A 16,681-nucleotide genomic window follows, 5' to 3' on the forward strand; every position below is an offset into this window, starting at 1 on the left:
AAAACTTCGGGGTCAAGTCTGACATTCGGACACGGCCTCTGCCGTAGCGGCTGCTACGGCAGAGGCCGTGTCCGAATGTCAGACTTGACCCCGATTTTATTCGGTGGCGAAGATGCACAGGGCGGTCAGGGGGAAGGCCAGGCCGGCCCACAGGACGCCGGTCCAGCCGTGCGCGGCAAACATCCACCCACCCAGCGATGACCCCAGCGCGCCTCCCATGAAGAACAAGGCCATGTAGAGGCCGTTCAGGCGGCTGCGGATCTCGGCCGGCAACGCGAAGATGGCCCGCTGTCCCGTCACCAGGTTGGCCGAGACGCCCATGTCCAGCACGATCGAGGTCAGCACCAGCACGCCCAGGTCAACCATGCGGCTGGAGTGGACCAGCAGCGGCAGGGCGAAGGCCAGCGCGCCCAGCGTCAGGGCGACGGCGGTGGTGGAGCGGCTCTTGCCGTGGTCGGCGCGGCGGCCGGCGATCGGCGAGGCGATCGCGCCCGCGACACCCACCAGCGCGAAGATGGCGACGCCGGTCTGGCTCAGCTCGAAGCGCGGGCCGGTCAATTCCAATGACACGCAGGTCCAGAACAGGCTGAAGGCGCCGAACATGCACGCCTGGTAGGCGGCGCGGCGGCGCAGGATGGGCGTGGTCTTGAGCAGATGCCACATCGAACCCAGCAAGGCGAAATAATGCAGGCCGGAATCCGGCTGGCGTTGCGGCAGCCGCGCGCGCAGCAGGAAGGCCAGCGCCGTGGTGCCGACGGCGGAAATGACGAAGATGGCGTGCCAGCTCAACGCGTCGGCCACCAGGCTGGCGACGGGACGCGCCAGCATGATGCCCATCAGCAGGCCGCTCATCACTTTGCCGACGGTCTGGCCGCGCTTTTCCGGCCGCACCATGTGGGCGGCGAACGGCACCACGATCTGCGCCGCCACCGAACCCAATCCAATGCAGAAGGAAGCCAGCAGGAACAAGGGCGCGTTGCGCGTGAACGAGGCCGCCAGCAGGGCGGCGGCCGTGGTCAGCAGGGCGATGAAGATCAGGCGGCGGTTTTCCAGCAGGTCGCCCAGCGGCACGATGAACAGCAGGCCGAGGCAGTAGCCGATCTGCGTCAGCGTGACGATCAGGCCGGCGGCGCCGGGGTCGAGGCCGGTGGCGCGGCTGATCGGGCCGATCAGCGTTTGCGCGTAGTACAGGTTGGCGACGATGAGTCCGGTCGCGGTGGCAAACAGCCAGACCATGCCTGGGGAAATGTCTTGCTGGGCGTGGGACTGGCTCACGGGTGCTCCTTCAATTTGCAGGCCGCAATTTTACCGGCGATCGCAAATTGCTGCTGAGCTCGGGCCGATTTCGCTACAGCCCGGCTTGCGCGCGCAGCAGTCCCTGCCGCACCTCGGCCGTGATTTCGTAGGAGCGCAGGCGCTGCGCGTGGTCGAAGATCTGCGAGGTGATCATCAGCTCGTCGGCGCCGGTGCGGGCGATGAATTCCTGCAGCTGGCGACGCACCGTGTCCGGCGCGCCGATGGCCGAACAGGACAGCACGGAGTCGAGCAGCGCCCGTTCCTGCGGCCCCAGCGCTTGCAGATAGCCGGCCTGCGGCGGCGGCAGGCGCGCGGGGCGGCCGCTGCGCAGGTTGACGAAGGCTTGCTGCATCGACGTGGCGCGGTAGTGGGCTTCCTCGTCGCTGTCGGCGGCGAACACGTTGAAGCCGAGCATGACGTGCGGCTTGGACAATTGCGCCGATGGCTGGAAGTTGCTGCGGTAGAGAGCGATCGCCTGCATCATCATCTGCGGCGCGAAGTGCGAGGCGAAGGCAAACGGCAGGCCCATGTGCGCCGCCAGCTGCGCGCCGAAGGTGCTGGAACCCAAAATCCACAGCGGCACCTTGGCGCCTTTGCCCGGCACGGCCAGCACGCGCTGGCGCGGCGTGTCGGACATGTAATCTTGCAGTTCGAGCACGTCCTGCGGGAAGGCGTCGGCGTCGCTGTCGAGGTTGCGGCGCAGGGCGCGCGCGGTGGTCTGGTCGGAACCGGGCGCGCGACCCAGGCCGAGGTCGATACGGCCGGGGAACAGCGCCTCGAGCGTGCCGAACTGCTCGGCGATCACCAGCGGCGCGTGGTTGGGCAGCATGATGCCGCCGGCGCCGACGCGGATGGTCGAGGTGCCGCCGGCCACATGGGCCATGACCACGGCGGTGGCGGCGCTGGCGATGCCGGGCATGCCGTGGTGCTCGGCCAGCCAGTAGCGCTGGTAGCCCCAGCGTTCGCCGTGCTGCGCCAGATCCAGCGTGTTGCGGAACGATGCGGAGGGCGTGCTGCCTTCGGCGATCGGGGAAAGGTCGAGGATGGAAAATGGAATCATGGGTGCTATATCTGGCCGGCGGCGCAATAATCAATGAAGTCCATGGAATGAGTAAGGGTATTAGGCGTAGTAAATCAATAATATCTAATCATTTAAACAGTATTTTTATTAAACGTCTGATATTTAGTGTGTTTATTTCGCTGAAGTTTAGCCGGAAGTTTTAAAAATATTCCTCACCGCGCATTTTCCTGATTTACCATAGGAAACAGTAAAGCGCATCGCATTACTACTCCCTTATTACATTTTCATTCTTTCGATGGCATCCCTGCCATCGCGGGGAAAACTCATGCCGAAGAAAATTGCCATTCTATTTACGATACTGCTGGCCTGCTGCCAGGCGCTGTTTGCCGCCGGGCTGAGCGAGCCGGTTTCGGTCGTGCACCGAGGCCAGCTGTACCGGGTGACGCATGATGGCAAGACCAGCTATTTGTTCGGCACCATCCATGTCGGCAAGGACGGTTTCTATCCGCTGGACCCGGTGGTGTCGCGCGCGCTGCTGGACTCCAAGGCGCTGGTGATCGAGCTCGACATCCGCCAGGACGCGCCGTTCCAGCTGGCGCTGGCGCGCCATGGTCGCTATCCGGACGGCGACACGCTCCAGCGCCATCTGTCGCCGGCCGCGCTGCGCCTGACGGTGCAGGCGCTGGCGCGGGCCGGCATGTCGCTGCAATCGGTGCAGCAGTACAAGCCCTGGCTGATCGCCAACCTGCTGATCGGCGCCGAGATGGAGCTGCACGGCTTCCAGCGCAGCCAGGCGGTCGAATACGCGCTGCTGGCGGCCGCCAAGAGCCAGGACAAGGCGGTGCGCGAGCTGGAAAGCGCCGATTATCAGCTGAGCCTGTTCGATACGCTGGATGAACGCCAGCAAGAGCAGTATCTGCTGGAGAACCTGGCCGACCTGGCCGACGGCGCCTCGCTGAAGAAATCCACCGCACTGATCGACGCCTGGAACGCCGCCGACGCGCCCGCTATCCGCGCGGCATGGCAGTCCGCCACCAGCGGCGACACGATCTCCGCCGGCTTCATGAACCGTGTGTTGCTGGGCAAGCGCAACCCGGAAATGGCCAACAACATCGAGCGCATCATGCAGCAGGAGCCGGCCGCCTTTGTCGGCGTCGGCCTGCTGCACCTGGTGGGCGACGACGGCCTGCCGCAACTGCTCAGGAAGCGCGGCTATCAGGTCGAGCAGCTGTACTAGTAGCTGGTCAAGCTGCCGTTGTTGTAGCGTACGCGGTCGCCGGTCTTGTAGCTGGGCATGGAGTCGACCACCACCATCTGGGTGCTGCCGTCGTCCATGCGCACGGTGACGCGGTAGACCTTGTCGGTCGGCAAACCAACGCTGCCGCCGGCCGCCGCCGCGCCCGCCATGCCCACGCCCGCGTCCTGGCGCTGCATCTGGTCGATGGCCTGCACCACACCGTAGGAGGTCTGGGCGCTGGGGCTGCTGCTGGTCATGGTGCCGGTGGTGCTGCTCTGGTTGGCACTGCCACTCTGGCTGGTGCCGCTGGTAGTGCTGGTGGTGCTGGGACTGCTTCCATCGGATGGATAGCTGCTGGTGCCGGTGCTCGTGCCGGGTTCGCTGCTGCGGTCCGAGGCACAAGCTGCCAGCGTCAGGATAAATAGCGCAATGGTGGTGTTTCTGATCATATTCATCACATTCTCCCCACGGTCGATTAATCAAAATGGCTAGTCATTTGATTCAGAGGCTGACCGCCAGGTTTTGTTCCCCTCCAATCTGCCGCAGTTGATATACATCAATTGAGCGGTGCTACTCACACGCAATAATTGTTGGGTATCACTTTAAAGGATATCGATATGTTGACACGCGTGACAGACACTATTATCGAAGATTTAATTAATTCAACTTGTGGCAACGGGCCGGACCCTCGCAGCCGGCATTTATTAACGCATTCTTTGCACGAATTGGTACGCGTGGCCAAGGCGGAGCAATTGCAGCAGATGCGTTTGGACGTGGAGCTGGCGATGGGCGCGCCTGGAGAACGCGCCGGAAGTATCAGTTTGACGGCTGGATGCGATAGCGGGTCCACAGGACCCACATGAAGAGCGCCGTCAGCACGGCGGCGTTGCAGTCGACCAGCCAGTCGGACACGGCACCATGACGGTAGGGGAAGAAGCTTTGTACGTATTCGTCGAGTGCGCCCATCAGGGCGATGGTCAGTACGGCCTTGCCGGCGCGTAGCCGCAAGCTGCCGGTGCCGCCGGTGAATATCAGGAAGGTCAGGCCGGCGTAGGCGATGGAGTGCAGTATCAGTCCCGACGCCACTTGGCCGATGTCCTGGCGGGCGCCGGGCAGCGAGCCGAGTATCAGGATCAGCAGGTACAGGACGATGGCGGTCCAGTAGCGTAGTCGGGCGTGGGAATTGGTCAGAAGGAGTAGCTTGATCATGACCCGGACAATACCATGCAGCGCAAAAAAGAGGGAGTGGTGCACCGGAACCCCGGTGCACCTTTCTTCCGTCATGCCTATCGGTTGCATGTACTGAAGATGTGACCAGTATGGGGAGCGAATATGACGCTGTAATGACAGCAGGCAAAAAAAAGCCCGCTGGTTAAAGCGGGCTTAAAACTATTTTCTTGGAGGAGAATAGTGGAGACAGGTGTAATTATGGGGGCGCCAAAGATATGTGTCTAATTGATGTTTCAGATACCAGACATCAATAAGGCGTATAACTCTTTATTTCACCGGCACCGTGTAGTTCAGCGCCAGCCGGCCGCCGTCGACGTACAGCGTCTGGCCGGTCATGTAGCTGGCGTCGTCGCTGGCGAGGAAGGCGGCGATCGAGGCCACTTCCTCCGGCTCGCCGCAGCGGCCCATCGGCGTGCGCGACAGGATGGTGTGGCGCGCTTCCGGGCTGGCCATCACGGCCTGCTTGGCCAGTTCGGTCAGGATGGTGCCGGGGCCGATGCCGTTGACGCGGATGCCGTGCGTGACCAGGTTGAGCGACATGACCTTGGTCAGCTGGTTGATCGCGCCCTTGGACACCACGTACGGCACCTGGTTCGGAATCGCCAGTTCGGCGTTCACGCTGGACATGTTGATGATGCAGCCGCTGTGCTGCTTGGCCATCTCGCGCGCGACCGCCTGGCCGCACAGGAACATCGATTTGAGGTTGATGCGCAGCACGCGGTCGAAATCGTCCTCGGTCAGGTCGAGGAAATCGGCGGCGTGGGTGACGCCGGCGTTGTTGATCAGGATGTCGATGCGGCCGAACTGGGCCAGGGTGGCGGCCACCAGGGCGTCGACGTCGCATTTCTGGCTGACGTCGGCGGCGAAGAAGCGCGCCTGCTCGCCCAGCGTGGCGGCGGCGGCAGCGCCTTCCGGCTTGATGTCGACCAGCATGACCTTGGCGCCTTCGGCCACCAGGCGCTGCGCGCAAGCCAAGCCTATGCCTTGGGTGGCGCCGGTCACAATCGCGACTTTGTTCATGAGTTTCATAGGAATTCGCTTTCTAAGGAATGAGGGCCAAATTTTAACAGGCCGGTGTGGGGGGCGTTACAATAGAGGGTTTGCAACAAATTCGAAGGGTGCGTCGTGACTTTTATCAACAAATTATCTGCCGCCTGGGCGGCCAACGACTCCCTGCTGTGCGTGGGCCTGGATCCGGACATGGCCAAGCTGCCGGCCCAGTTCCAGAACGACCCGCAAGGCATCTACCACTTCTGCCGCGAGATCATTGACGCGACCGCCGACCTGGCGTGCTCGTTCAAGCCGCAGATCGCCTACTTCGCGGCGCTGAGCGCGGAAGACCAGCTGGAGAAAATCTGCCACTACGTGCGCGACAACTATCCGCATATCCCGGTGATCCTGGACGCCAAGCGCGGCGACATCGGCGCCACCGCGCGCCAGTACGCGCGCGAAGCGTTCGACCGCTACGGCGCCGACGCGGTGACCGTCAATCCCTACATGGGGTCGGATTCGGTGGAACCGTACATGGAGTGGAGCGAACGCGGCGTCATCATCCTGTGCCGCACCTCCAACCCGGGCGGTTCGGACTTGCAGTTCCTGAACGTCGACGGCAAGCCGCTGTACCAGCACGTGGCGCGCCTGGTGGCGGACAAGTGGAACGCCAACGGCCAATGCGCGCTGGTGGTGGGCGCCACCTTCCCGGAAGAACTGGCGCAGGTACGGGCGATCGTCGGCGACATGCCGCTGCTGGTGCCTGGCATCGGCGCACAGGGCGGCGATATCGAAGCCACCGTCAAGTCGGGCCGCACCTACAACGGCACCGGCATGATGATCAACTCGTCGCGCGCGATTTTGTACGCGGCGCCGCAGGGCGCTGAAGACTTCGCGGCCGCCGCGCGCCGCGTGGCGCTGGAAACGCGCGACGCCATCAACCAGCATCGCGCTTAAACCACCCCGCAAGCCTGGGGTCTGGAGAGGGCTGCGCCCGCATCTCGCAATGCGAGATGCCCCCGTCGGGGTCAGACCCCTTCGCCGTTCGGGGTTAGTGCGCTGGAGCGATCAGCTCCACGTACTCGTACAGCTCGGCCAATATGTGTTCGGCGCGCTCATCGGCATCCTGTTGCAGATGGTCGATCTCGCCGAAGAACTGGTCGATGCTGCGCGCACCGCCGGCGCCTTCGTAGAAGCGCGCCGCGCGGTGCTGCTCCCAATGCTCCATCTCGCCTTCGGACAAGGTCTCGGGGAAGTTGCGCGCGCGGTAGCGGAACAGCAGTTCCAGCAAGCGCGGATCGCTGAACGACGGCGATGAGGTGGCCAGCTTGGCCGGCGTCTCCTTGCGCAGCGCGTCCAGCATGCGGCGGTCGTCCTTGCCGACGAAGCCGTTGTACAGATCCTCGTCCACATCCAGCTCGTCGCCGGCCGGACGGTGGAACACCTGCTCCCATTCCACATCCATGTTGCGGCCGGCTGCGGCCAGCGCGGCGTAAGCCTTGCCTTGCTCCAGGTCGATGCCCCATTTGGCCGCCATCGCCGGCGACAGCGTCTTCAGGTTGGACACCAGCATCGGCGACTTGTTCAGGTGGATGCTCTTGACCGGCAGCCGCGTCACGCCTTCCGGCAGCGCGTCGGCGCGGCTGAAGATGCGGGTGCGGATGGTATCGGCGTCCAGCGTGAACAGTTCGGTCGGATCGTAGGTGCAATCCCAGACGATCACTTCGTTCTTGTTGGTCGGGTGCGTGGCCAGCGGCCACACCAGCGCGATGCAGCCGCGCTCGGCCGGGAACATGCCCGACACGTGCAGGAAGGGCGCGCGCAGCTGCGGCGCCAGGTGCATGCCGATCTCGTCGGCCACGCGGTCTTTCTTGTGCAGCGCCAGGCAGAAGTCGAACAGCTTCGGCTGCTTCTGCTTGATCAGGCGCGCCAGCGCGATGGTGGCGCGCACGTCGGACAGCGCATCGTGCGCCGCCTCGTGCAGCAGGCCGTTGGCCTTGGCCATGTGTTCCAGCTTGAAGCTGGGCTTGCCGTCTTCGCGCAGCGGCCATTCGATGCCTTCCGGGCGCAGCGCGTAGGTCATGCGCACCACGTCCAGCAAGTCCCAGCGGCCGCACTGGTTTTGCCATTCGCGCGCATACGGGTCGATCAGGTTGCGCCAGAACATGAAGCGGGTGATCTCGTCGTCGAAGCGGATGGTGTTGTAGCCCACGCCGATGGTGCCCGGCTTGGAGAAGGCTTGCTCGATGGTGGCGGCGAACTTGTGCTCGGGCACGCCCCATTCCAGGCATTGCTGCGGCGTGATGCCGGTGATCAGGCAGGATTGCGGGTCCGGCAGGAAATCGTTGGCCGGTTTGCAATACAACATGATGGGATCGCCGATCTCGTTCAGGTCGGCGTCGGTGCGGATCGCGGCGAATTGCGCCGGGCGGTCGCGGCGCGCCTGGGCGCCAAAGGTTTCGTAGTCGTGCCAGAGAAAGGTCTGTGTGGTCATAGTTGCGGTCAAGGGGGCTACAGTTATTCGTAAATCTGCCGATAATTAAAAGATATTCCAACAGGAGCCACACCATGGCCACTCCCGTCTCTGCAACATCCGGCAGTACAACGGCCGCGACGCCGGTCCAGGCCAAGGACGACAGCAAGGGGAACGTCCTGGCCAAGGCCAAGGCGCAGCTCAACGTGTCTATCGTACAAGCTTCCTTGACGGTATCGCTGAATTCTTCCAACGATCCGTTGTCGGTGGTGCTGAAAACGGCGCTGACCGGCATTAACGAGGCGCTCAAGGACGATTTCGGCGACAACGCCATCCAGAACGCCGTGTCGCAGGATAATACGCCGGAAGGCACCGCGAGCCGCATTGTATCGCTGTCGACGGCGTTTTATGAAGCCTTCGCGCAGCAACACCCCGGCGAGGACGGCGATGCGGTGCTCAACAAGTTCATGGATACGCTGAAAAAAGGCGTGGACCAGGGCTTCAAGGAGGCGCGGGGCGTGCTGGACGGGCTGAAGGTGTTGAACGGCGACGTGGCCAGCAATATCGACAAGACTTACGAGCTGGTGCAGAAGGGCTATGCGGACTTCGCGGCCGCGCACAAGGCGCAGCCGGCCGCCGAGACCGATGCCGATACCGGTGCTGCGCCGATCAAGGCTGGGCCGGCCCAGTAGCGTCGTGATGGGCCACGCGGTTGCGGCCCAGGTCCTTGGCGCGGTAGAGCGCGCCGTCGGCGGCGGCGATCAGCGCATGGTCGTCCTGGCCGGCCTGCAGCGTCGCCACGCCGAACGAGGCCGTGATGTGCGGCAGCGCCACGCGCATGTCGGCAAACACCACCGCCTGCTGCATGCGCTCGCACAGGCGCTCGGCCACCGCCACCGCGACCTTGTCGCTGGTGTCCGGCAACAGCACCATCATTTCCTCGCCACCGTAGCGGACCGCGAAATCGGTCGGCCGCAGCGCGCTGCTGAGCACGTGCGCGGCCGTGCGCAGGGCCTGGTCGCCGGCCAAGTGGCCGTGGCTGTCGTTGAATTGCTTGAAGTGGTCGAGGTCGATCATGATCAGCGCCAGCGGCGCGTGCGAGCCTTGCGCGGTGGCGATCATGGTCGGCAGCAGGTCGTTGAGCCAGGCGCGGTTGTACAGGCCCGTCAGGCCGTCGATCATCGACAGCTGGCGGTAGAACTCGCCCAGCTTCTGGCGCCGGCGCAGCTGCGCGTTGGCGGCGCGGATGCGGAAGGACAGCAGCCGCAGCAGGTTGCGCGCCAGCACATTCGATTCGTCGATCAGCTTCCAGACGAGGTCGGCCTCGATCACCAGCACTTCGCTCTGCTCCAGCGCGGTGATGCTGGACAGGTTGGCTTCCTCGTCCAATACCGATTGTTCGCCCACGCTTTCGCCCGGCAATATCTTGCTGACGGTGCCGTCGGCCATGCCGGTGCGGGTGTCGGTGGCGACCGACAGCGCGCCGCTCAGCACGATGTAGAGGCGGGCGCGGCTGGAATCGGTGACCGCTTGCCCGGCTTCCAGTTGCATCACGGGGCAGGGCGCCAGCAGTTTGGCGATGGTGGCGTCGTCATCGGCGTTGCGCAGCAGTTGCAGGTCGCTGATCTGGTAGCGGGAGGCGCCGAATGTGCTGATTTGTTTCAAAATGGTCTTTCAGGGTGCTGATGGGCAAGCACAGTAATCATAGCTGAACTGCCTTGTATCCAGTGTAAATTTCACCCCGCAGTTGTTGCACGTTGTATCCGCAGGTGCTTCAATGTCGCATTGCTTAGATTGGATGACAACATGGAATATACCGACGCGATCGGCACTACGCACCGGGCCGATCCGAACGCGCGCATCGTCTCGCTGGTGCCGTCGATTACCGAGCTGCTGTGCGACCTGGGACTGGCCGGGCAGGTGGTGGGACGCACCGGCTTCTGCATCCATCCGGCCGCGGTGGTGCCAGCCATTCCCAAGGTCGGCGGCACCAAGGATGTGAATATCGAAAAAATCCGCAAGCTGGCGCCGACCCATCTGGTGGTCAATATCGACGAGAACGAAAAGCCGACCGTCGAGCTGCTGGCGGAGTTCATTCCCAACATCGTCGTCACCCATCCATTGCGCCCGCGCGACAACCTGGATCTGGCGCGCCTGATGGGCGGCGTGTTCTGCCGCGAGCAGGCGGCGGCCGACTGGTGCGCCGCGTTCGAGGCGGAATACGCGCTGCTGCGCGCCATGCCGCCGGGCCGGCCGCAGACGATGTTGTACTGCATCTGGCAGGACCCGTGGATGACCATCTCGCACGACACCTACATCGCGCGCATGCTGGAGGAAATCGGCTGGCGCGTGCCGGAGCTGGGCCAGGTGCGTTATCCGCGCTTCGAATGGTCGTCGGAGCTGATTGCTCAAGTGGATGGGGTGTTGTTGTCGAGCGAACCGTATCGCTTCACGGAAGCCCATGCGGACGCGCTGGAAAAACAGATCGGCAAGCCGGTGCTGCTGGTCGACGGGGAGATGATGTCGTGGTATGGCAGCCGGTCGCTGCAAGGCTTGAAGTATTTGCGGGAGCTAGCACAGCGCTAGCTCCGCCCATTTCAGAATTATTCGGTGTCGTCTGCGTCGGCTTCGGCCGGCACGGCGCCGTTGGCGTGACGCTTGTCTTTGTCATGCAGGCGGCCCAGGGCGCTGTCGATGGCGCGCTTGAGTTTGTCCGCCGAACCGCCGATGGCCTGGTGCAGCGTGGCGGCGTGATCGCTGACGGCGATCGGTTGATATCCGGTGACACGGGCTTCCATCAGGCAGCGGTTGTCGCCGTCGGCCGATTTCTGCGTCAGGTTGTCGCTCAGGTGGACTTCGACGCGGGTGATCTGTTCGCCGAAGCGGTGGAGGGCATTGCTCACGACCGTATTGACATGTTCATCCAGACCGGCGTGGCGGTCGATGGTTTTGTCGGCATTGATATTGATTTGCATAAGCTTGCTCCTGTTTGTTGAACTGCAATTCAATATTACTCCTTTTCTCCTTAGGTTCCTCTTAAGTCACTACGCATTGATGAGCGAAGCGGCAATATTGATCGACAGACCCAGGATCGCCAGGTTGTAGAAGAAGCACAGCACCGACTGCCCCAGCACCACCTGGCGCATCGCGCGGCTGCGCACGGCCACGTCCGAGGTCTGCACCGCCACCGAGATCGTGAACGAGAAATACAGGAAATCCCAGTAGTTCGGCACCAGCTTCTCGTCGGGGAATTGCAGCGGCCGTTCGCCGTCATCCTTGATGTAGTACAGATGCGCGTAGTGCGAGCAGAACATCACGCCTATCATGAACCACGAACCGGTCAGCGTCAGTACCACGAAGCCGTAGTGCAACGCCATGTCGGCAGCCTTCAGCTCCTTCAGCGCCGACAGTTGCGAGACGATGGCCGCCAGGCTGATCATGATCGCCACCGACAGCGTGGCCAGGATCACCGGCCCTTTTTCATCCTGGCGGCAGGCGGCGCGCTTGATGTCGTGCTGGTCGGCGCGCACCATCATCCAGCCCATCATCAGCAGATAGGACCAGACGGCGATATTCCAGCCCGTCAGCAGGCGCGCCAGCAGCGGCCAGCTTTGAGGCAGCAGCGGCCCGACGATGGCGCCGAGCGCGACGGCCAGACTCAGATGCGGGCGGCTGTGGATGATGCCCGGCAGCGGTATGCGTAAGCTCATTGTTTAACCTCGTTCATTGCTTGTCCTCGTGTGGGAAACGGTCCATGCGCGACAGTACCGGGAACAGCACGGCCCAGGCGCCGGTCACGACCAGGGTGGCGGCGCCGCCGAACAGCACCGCGCGCGTCAGGCCCATCCAGCCGGCGGTCAGGCCGGACTCAAATTCGCCCAGCTCGTTCGAGGCGCCGATGAACACCGAGTTCACCGCGCTGACGCGGCCGCGGATCGCGTCCGGCGTTTCGTACTGCACCAGCAGGTGCCGCACGTAGACGCTGATCATGTCGCCGGCGCCCATCAGGAACAGCGCCGCCAGCGCGACGACAAAGGTGGAGGTGGCGCCCAGCACCAGCGTGCAGACGCCGAACACGCCGACGCCGCCCAGCATCCACAGGCCGACCCGGCGCGTGATCGGAAAGAAGGCCAGCGCGATCGAGCACAGGGCGGCGCCGGCGCCGGGCGCGGTGCGCAGCATGCCCAGGCCGGTCGGGCCGACATGCAGCACGTCGTGCGCCAGCGCCGGCAGCAGCGCGGTGGCGCCGCCGAACAGCACGGCAAACAGGTCGAGCGAGATCGCCCCCAGCACCACCGGCTTGGACCAGACGAAGCGCAAGCCTTCGAGCACGGTGTGCCAGGTGGCCGGCTCGCGGTTGCTGGGCTGCTTGACGGACTTAACCAGCGACATCATCGCCACCGCGGCCATCAGCAGCGCCGAGGAAATCATATAAACCGTTTTCGGCCCGGCCAGGTAGAACAGGCCGCCCAGGGTGGGGCCGAGGATGACGGCGACGTGGAAGCTCGACGAACTCAGCGCGACGGCCTTGCTGAAGCTCTCGGCCGGCACCAGGTTGACCAGGATGGCTTGCGTGGCCGGCCCCATGAAGGCGCGCGCGCTGCCGAACAGCACCAGCACGGCAAACACCGGCCACACGGCGTTGAGTCCGGCGACGGTGAAGCCCAGCAGCATCAGCCCGCACAGCAGCTGCGCGCCCAGCGTCAGCGCGATCAGGTTGCGGCGGTCGTAGCGGTCGGCGGCGTGGCCGGCGAACAGGATCAGCAGCAGGAAGGGCGCGAATTGCGCCAGCCCGATCAGGCCGAGGTCGAACAGGTTGTGGGTCATCGCATAGACTTGCCAGCCGATGGCGACGTTTTGCATCTGGACCGCCAGGGTGGCGAGGGTGCGGGCGGAAAGGTAGAGGGCGAAGTTACGGTGGCGCAAGACGCCGAAGCCGTTGCTGGTACTGGTCATTTGAGCTTTCAGGGAGCAGAGCCTTGGGACTCCGCATCCCTGTCTGCTCCCGGTGGAGATGGATGCTTAGGACTTGTGGATGTCGGCTTCGGTGGTGAAGGCATCGGCGTAGAATTCGTCCTCCGGCAAATGGCATTGCGCGACGAAATCGCGCTTGGCGGAGTCGACCACGATCGGGGCGCCGCAGGCATACACCTGGTGGCCGGACAGGTCGGGCAGGTCGGCCATGACGGCGGCGTGCACGAAGCCGGTGCGGCCGCTCCAGTGGTCTTCCGGCAGCGCGGCCGAGATCACCGGCACGTAGGTGAAGTTCGGCAGGATCGCTTCCCATTGGCGGCACAGCGCGTCCATGTACAGGTCTTGCGGGCGGCGGCCGCCCCAGTACAAGGTCATCGGACGTTGCGAATCCTGCGCGCGCAGGTGCTCGATGATGGCCTTGATCGGCGCGAAGCCGGTGCCGGAGGCCAGCAGCACCATCGGCTTGTCGCTGTCCTCGCGCACGAAGAAGGTGCCCATCGGGCCTTCGAAGCGCAGGATGTCGCGTTCCTTCAGGGTGCTGAACACCTGGTCGGTGAACAGGCCGCCCGGCATGTGGCGGATGTGCAGGCTCAGCGGCTGGTCCTGGTCCGGCGGCGAGGCCAGGCTGTAGCTGCGGCGCTTGCCGTCGCGCAGCATGAATTCGATGTATTGGCCGGCGCGGAATTTCAGCGTCTCGTTGGCCGGCAGTTGCAAGGTCATGACGATCACGTCCGGCGCCAGTTTTTCCAGCGTCGCCACGCGCGACGGCATCTTGCGGATCGGGTAGTCGTCGCTGCCGGCTACTTCGCGCGCTTCGATCACCAGGTCGGTGTGGGCGGTGGCGCAGCAGAACAGCGCCTGGCCGGCCGCTTCCTCGTCCTTGCTCAGCGCGCGCTCCTGGTGCGCCTTGTGCGTGATCGAGCCGGAAATGACTTTGCCCTTGCAGGAACTGCACGCGCCATTCTTGCAGCCGTAGGGCAGGCCGACACCGGCGCGCATGGCCGCGGCCAGCACGGTTTCGTCTTCTTCGCAGCTGAATTGATGGCCGCTGGGCTGTACAGTGATTTGAAACGTCATACAATCCTTCAATGAAAAAACTTACTATTCAAAAATTCAAGCTGCCGCGCCTGTTGATCGTGGGCTGCGGCGACGTCGGCATGCGGCTGGTGCCGCTGTTGCGTCCGTATTTTCGCGTGTTCGCCACCACCAGCCAGCCGTCGCGCTGCGCCGAATTGCGCGCGCTGGGCGCCGTGCCACTGGTGGTCGACCTGGACCAGCCCGCCACTTTGCGGCGCCTGGTCGGCCTGGCCAGCCATGTCGTGCATCTGGCGCCGCCGCCCGCCGAAGGGCCGCTGGACCGCCGCACGCGCAATCTGACCGCCATTTTACCTGAGCATGGCCGTCTGGTTTATGTCAGCACCACCGGCGTCTACGGAGATTGTGGCGGCGCGTTGTTTGACGAGAGCCGGCCGGTGGCGCCGCGCAACCCGCGCGCCTTGCGCCGGGTGGACGCCGAACAGGTGTTGCGGGGCTGGGCGCGGCGCGCCGGCGCGCAATTGTCCATCCTGCGGGTGCCGGGAATTTATGCCGCCGAGCGCCTGCCGTTGAAGCGCTTGCAGGCGGGCACGCCGGCGCTGGTCGAGGCGGAGGACGTGTACACCAACCATATCCATGCGGACGACCTGGCCGCCATCATCGCGCGCGCACTGTTCCGCGCCTTGCCCAACCGGGTTTATCACGCGGTGGATGACAGCGACATGAAGATGGCGGAGTATTTCGATGCGGTGGCGGACGCTTTCCAGCTGCCGCGCCCGCCGCGCTTGGTGCGCGCCGAGTTGCAGAAGGTGGTGACGCCGGCCTTGCTGTCGTTTATGTCGGAGTCGCGGCGGCTGAGCAACGGCCGCATCAAGCGTGAACTGGGCGTGCGGCTGCGCTACGCCACCGTGGCGCAGATGTTGAGGGGATGATCAGGCGCGCGGCGGACGCTTCTTCTGCTGCACGCGCTGTTGCTGCTTCTTCTGGGTCTGCACTTTGTTCTGCTTGGCATCGTACAGGGCGATGGCGTCCTTGCGGGCCTGTTCCGGCGTGCGCATTTCCTCATTGTCATCATGGGCGACGAAATATTCGGCGTCCTGGGCGTCGACCACCAGCTTGATGGCGGCGGCGTCGTCGAGGTCGTAGATTTCGTGGAGCAGCGTCGTTACTTCGTCGAGAAATTCTTCGTAGGTCATGGGAGTATGTAAAAACAAGTAAAGACGGGGCGGAAATTACACTAGTGCAAGTCGTTTCCGTGGGGTTTGTGCCAAAATGGCAACGCAATTTGTATGAGGTATATCAATCAAGTCTGCACATGATACGATATTGTTAGCCATCTCACGAAGGAGCCATGGGTATGACAGCCACTTCCCATCCCAGCAAGGAGCAGGTTCGCGCCTATATGCACCAGCGTGAGTGCGACCGCCGCCCTCCGCCTACTCCCGACGAGATCCGCCGCCAGCTGGGCTGGTACTACAACTCGCACGACATCGACTTCCTCGGTTCATCCACACTTCTCTTCCCAGGCTCTATCGCCCAACTGGCCACTTTGATGGCCGTTGAATGGTGTTTCCGTGCCGCCGGCATCAGCCGATCCAACTAACTTTACCAATATTTATACCTTTTCTCGCAACAAATATCTTCCTAGCACAAGAAATAGGGGTAAAATCTCTCTAAATCTCACAGAAATGTCTGATGAGTTAGCCGTTCGTTAACGTAAACGTGTATTATCTCGGCTAAGCACTAAAAACCGGCACAAATGACTGTGTTTTGTAGTGCTTCATTGGTAATAGAGCTGAAAATTTTTTTTACCCATGTGTCGTTTTTTGTCTAAGACGGCCAGAACCTACTTAAAAAACATTATGTCTATCAAAGAAATCACCGCATCGCCGACCTACAACCCAAATCGCGTGTTGGACGCCATCATTGAGAAATTGCAGCTGAAAAATGATGCGGCCCTGTCGCGCGCGCTGGAAGTAGCGCCACCGGTCATCAGCAAGATCCGCCACAACACGCTGCCTATCGGCGCGACCATCCTGATCCGCATGCACGAGATCAGCGATTTCAGCATTCGCGAACTGCGCGAACTGATGGCGGCCTAAAGATGGCCTAGTCGCAAAGAAAACGGCGCGGACCTCTCGGTCACGCGCCGTTGTCTTATGCGGCCTGGTTGGTCTTGCCGGCGGCCCGGTGCTCAGGCCGACGTGCTGATGGTGGTGCCGATGCGCTGGCCGCTGGTGTTGACGGTCGGCGCGGCTGCCACTTGCGGCGGCGCCGGCGGGGCCGGCGGCGCGACGCGTTCGGCGGGTTTGTCCGCCGCCTTCACCGGCTCAGGCTGGCGGGGCGGCGTCGCCGGTACGACGGCAGTACTGGAAGCTACGGTATTGACAGCCATGATGAACTCCCATCATCCATAAATATCCCC

The 16,681-nt window shown here is 63.2% G+C and carries 20 protein-coding genes; 7 read left to right on the plus strand and 13 right to left on the minus strand.

Going from position 1 to position 16,681, the window contains the following annotated elements; all coding sequences use genetic code 11:
* Window positions 1-96: 96 nt before the first annotated feature.
* Complete coding sequence (locus tag RUGAMON1_RS06905) at window positions 97-1,236, minus strand: MFS transporter (RefSeq protein WP_445229890.1); 1,140 nt, start codon at window positions 1,234-1,236, stop codon at window positions 97-99.
* Window positions 1,237-1,348: 112 nt separating this feature from the next.
* Window positions 1,349-2,356 carry an LLM class flavin-dependent oxidoreductase gene (locus RUGAMON1_RS06910; RefSeq protein WP_445229794.1) on the minus strand — a complete coding sequence of 336 codons (1,008 nt, stop codon included), beginning with the start codon at window positions 2,354-2,356 and terminating at the stop codon, window positions 1,349-1,351.
* A gap of 286 nt (window positions 2,357-2,642) precedes the next feature.
* On the opposite strand from RUGAMON1_RS06910, the gene RUGAMON1_RS06915 reads away from it, so the two are divergent.
* Window positions 2,643-3,554, plus strand: a complete 912-nt coding sequence (locus RUGAMON1_RS06915; RefSeq protein WP_445229795.1) for a TraB/GumN family protein — start codon at window positions 2,643-2,645, stop codon at window positions 3,552-3,554.
* On the opposite strand, the gene RUGAMON1_RS06920 is transcribed toward RUGAMON1_RS06915, so the two are convergent.
* The 3 genes from RUGAMON1_RS06920 to RUGAMON1_RS06930 form a co-directional block, all read right to left on the minus strand.
* On the minus strand, window positions 3,551-4,009 hold the full coding sequence (locus RUGAMON1_RS06920) for a hypothetical protein (protein ID WP_445229796.1): 459 nt from the start codon (window positions 4,007-4,009) through the stop codon (window positions 3,551-3,553). The genes RUGAMON1_RS06915 and RUGAMON1_RS06920 overlap by 4 nt on opposite strands.
* A gap of 361 nt (window positions 4,010-4,370) precedes the next feature.
* Window positions 4,371-4,763 carry a VanZ family protein gene (locus tag RUGAMON1_RS06925; protein ID WP_445229797.1) on the minus strand — a complete coding sequence of 131 codons (393 nt, stop codon included), beginning with the start codon at window positions 4,761-4,763 and terminating at the stop codon, window positions 4,371-4,373.
* Window positions 4,764-5,051: 288 nt separating this feature from the next.
* Window positions 5,052-5,813, minus strand: coding sequence for an SDR family NAD(P)-dependent oxidoreductase (locus RUGAMON1_RS06930; protein ID WP_445229798.1), 762 nt, complete (start codon window positions 5,811-5,813; stop codon window positions 5,052-5,054).
* 96 nt (window positions 5,814-5,909) lie between these two features.
* On the opposite strand from RUGAMON1_RS06930, the gene pyrF reads away from it, so the two are divergent.
* Window positions 5,910-6,731 carry an orotidine-5'-phosphate decarboxylase gene (gene pyrF / locus RUGAMON1_RS06935; protein WP_445229799.1) on the plus strand — a complete coding sequence of 274 codons (822 nt, stop codon included), beginning with the start codon at window positions 5,910-5,912 and terminating at the stop codon, window positions 6,729-6,731.
* Window positions 6,732-6,825: 94 nt separating this feature from the next.
* Here pyrF and sbcB read toward each other — a convergent pair whose 3' ends face one another.
* Complete coding sequence (gene sbcB, locus RUGAMON1_RS06940) at window positions 6,826-8,268, minus strand: exodeoxyribonuclease I (protein ID WP_445229800.1); 1,443 nt, start codon at window positions 8,266-8,268, stop codon at window positions 6,826-6,828.
* Window positions 8,269-8,342: 74 nt separating this feature from the next.
* Here sbcB and RUGAMON1_RS06945 point away from each other — a divergent pair, with 74 nt between their 5' ends.
* Window positions 8,343-8,939, plus strand: a complete 597-nt coding sequence (locus tag RUGAMON1_RS06945) for a DUF5610 domain-containing protein (protein WP_445229801.1) — start codon at window positions 8,343-8,345, stop codon at window positions 8,937-8,939.
* Here RUGAMON1_RS06945 and RUGAMON1_RS06950 read toward each other — a convergent pair.
* Entirely contained in the window at window positions 8,917-9,912 is a 996-nt protein-coding gene (locus RUGAMON1_RS06950) for a GGDEF domain-containing protein (RefSeq protein WP_445229802.1), read from the minus strand. The genes RUGAMON1_RS06945 and RUGAMON1_RS06950 overlap by 23 nt on opposite strands.
* A gap of 141 nt (window positions 9,913-10,053) precedes the next feature.
* Between RUGAMON1_RS06950 and RUGAMON1_RS06955 the strand changes: the two genes are divergently transcribed.
* On the plus strand, window positions 10,054-10,833 hold the full coding sequence (locus RUGAMON1_RS06955) for a helical backbone metal receptor (protein WP_445229803.1): 780 nt from the start codon (window positions 10,054-10,056) through the stop codon (window positions 10,831-10,833).
* Window positions 10,834-10,850: 17 nt separating this feature from the next.
* Here the strand turns inward: RUGAMON1_RS06955 and RUGAMON1_RS06960 are convergent, their stop codons facing one another.
* From RUGAMON1_RS06960 to RUGAMON1_RS06975, 4 genes are all read right to left on the minus strand, one after another.
* The gene (locus tag RUGAMON1_RS06960; protein ID WP_445229804.1) at window positions 10,851-11,222 is read right to left on the minus strand and encodes an HPF/RaiA family ribosome-associated protein; all 372 of its coding nucleotides are present in this window, start codon (window positions 11,220-11,222) and stop codon (window positions 10,851-10,853) included.
* A gap of 69 nt (window positions 11,223-11,291) precedes the next feature.
* On the minus strand, window positions 11,292-11,957 hold the full coding sequence (locus RUGAMON1_RS06965) for a DUF1345 domain-containing protein (protein ID WP_445229805.1): 666 nt from the start codon (window positions 11,955-11,957) through the stop codon (window positions 11,292-11,294).
* Between the two features lie 13 nt (window positions 11,958-11,970).
* The gene (locus RUGAMON1_RS06970; protein ID WP_445229806.1) at window positions 11,971-13,203 is read right to left on the minus strand and encodes an MFS transporter; all 1,233 of its coding nucleotides are present in this window, start codon (window positions 13,201-13,203) and stop codon (window positions 11,971-11,973) included.
* 66 nt (window positions 13,204-13,269) lie between these two features.
* Window positions 13,270-14,298 carry a CDP-6-deoxy-delta-3,4-glucoseen reductase gene (locus tag RUGAMON1_RS06975; protein WP_445229807.1) on the minus strand — a complete coding sequence of 343 codons (1,029 nt, stop codon included), beginning with the start codon at window positions 14,296-14,298 and terminating at the stop codon, window positions 13,270-13,272.
* A gap of 11 nt (window positions 14,299-14,309) precedes the next feature.
* Between RUGAMON1_RS06975 and RUGAMON1_RS06980 the strand changes: the two genes are divergently transcribed.
* Window positions 14,310-15,188 carry an SDR family oxidoreductase gene (locus RUGAMON1_RS06980; protein WP_445229808.1) on the plus strand — a complete coding sequence of 293 codons (879 nt, stop codon included), beginning with the start codon at window positions 14,310-14,312 and terminating at the stop codon, window positions 15,186-15,188.
* On the opposite strand, the gene RUGAMON1_RS06985 is transcribed toward RUGAMON1_RS06980, so the two are convergent.
* Window positions 15,189-15,452 carry a hypothetical protein gene (locus RUGAMON1_RS06985; protein WP_445229809.1) on the minus strand — a complete coding sequence of 88 codons (264 nt, stop codon included), beginning with the start codon at window positions 15,450-15,452 and terminating at the stop codon, window positions 15,189-15,191. It abuts the gene before it with no gap.
* A gap of 161 nt (window positions 15,453-15,613) precedes the next feature.
* Here RUGAMON1_RS06985 and RUGAMON1_RS06990 point away from each other — a divergent pair, with 161 nt between their 5' ends.
* Both RUGAMON1_RS06990 and RUGAMON1_RS06995 read left to right on the plus strand, forming a co-directional pair.
* Window positions 15,614-15,859 (plus strand): hypothetical protein, encoded by a 246-nt coding sequence (locus RUGAMON1_RS06990; protein WP_445229810.1) that lies wholly within the window; start codon window positions 15,614-15,616, stop codon window positions 15,857-15,859.
* Between the two features lie 259 nt (window positions 15,860-16,118).
* Window positions 16,119-16,358, plus strand: coding sequence for a hypothetical protein (locus RUGAMON1_RS06995; protein WP_008445950.1), 240 nt, complete (start codon window positions 16,119-16,121; stop codon window positions 16,356-16,358).
* Between the two features lie 92 nt (window positions 16,359-16,450).
* On the opposite strand, the gene RUGAMON1_RS07000 is transcribed toward RUGAMON1_RS06995, so the two are convergent.
* Complete coding sequence (locus RUGAMON1_RS07000; protein ID WP_445229811.1) at window positions 16,451-16,651, minus strand: hypothetical protein; 201 nt, start codon at window positions 16,649-16,651, stop codon at window positions 16,451-16,453.
* Window positions 16,652-16,681 lie beyond the last annotated feature (30 nt).

It is taken from the genome of Duganella rhizosphaerae (assembly GCF_040364205.1).
GTDB classification, from domain to species: Bacteria; Pseudomonadota; Gammaproteobacteria; order Burkholderiales; family Burkholderiaceae_D; genus Rugamonas; species Rugamonas rhizosphaerae.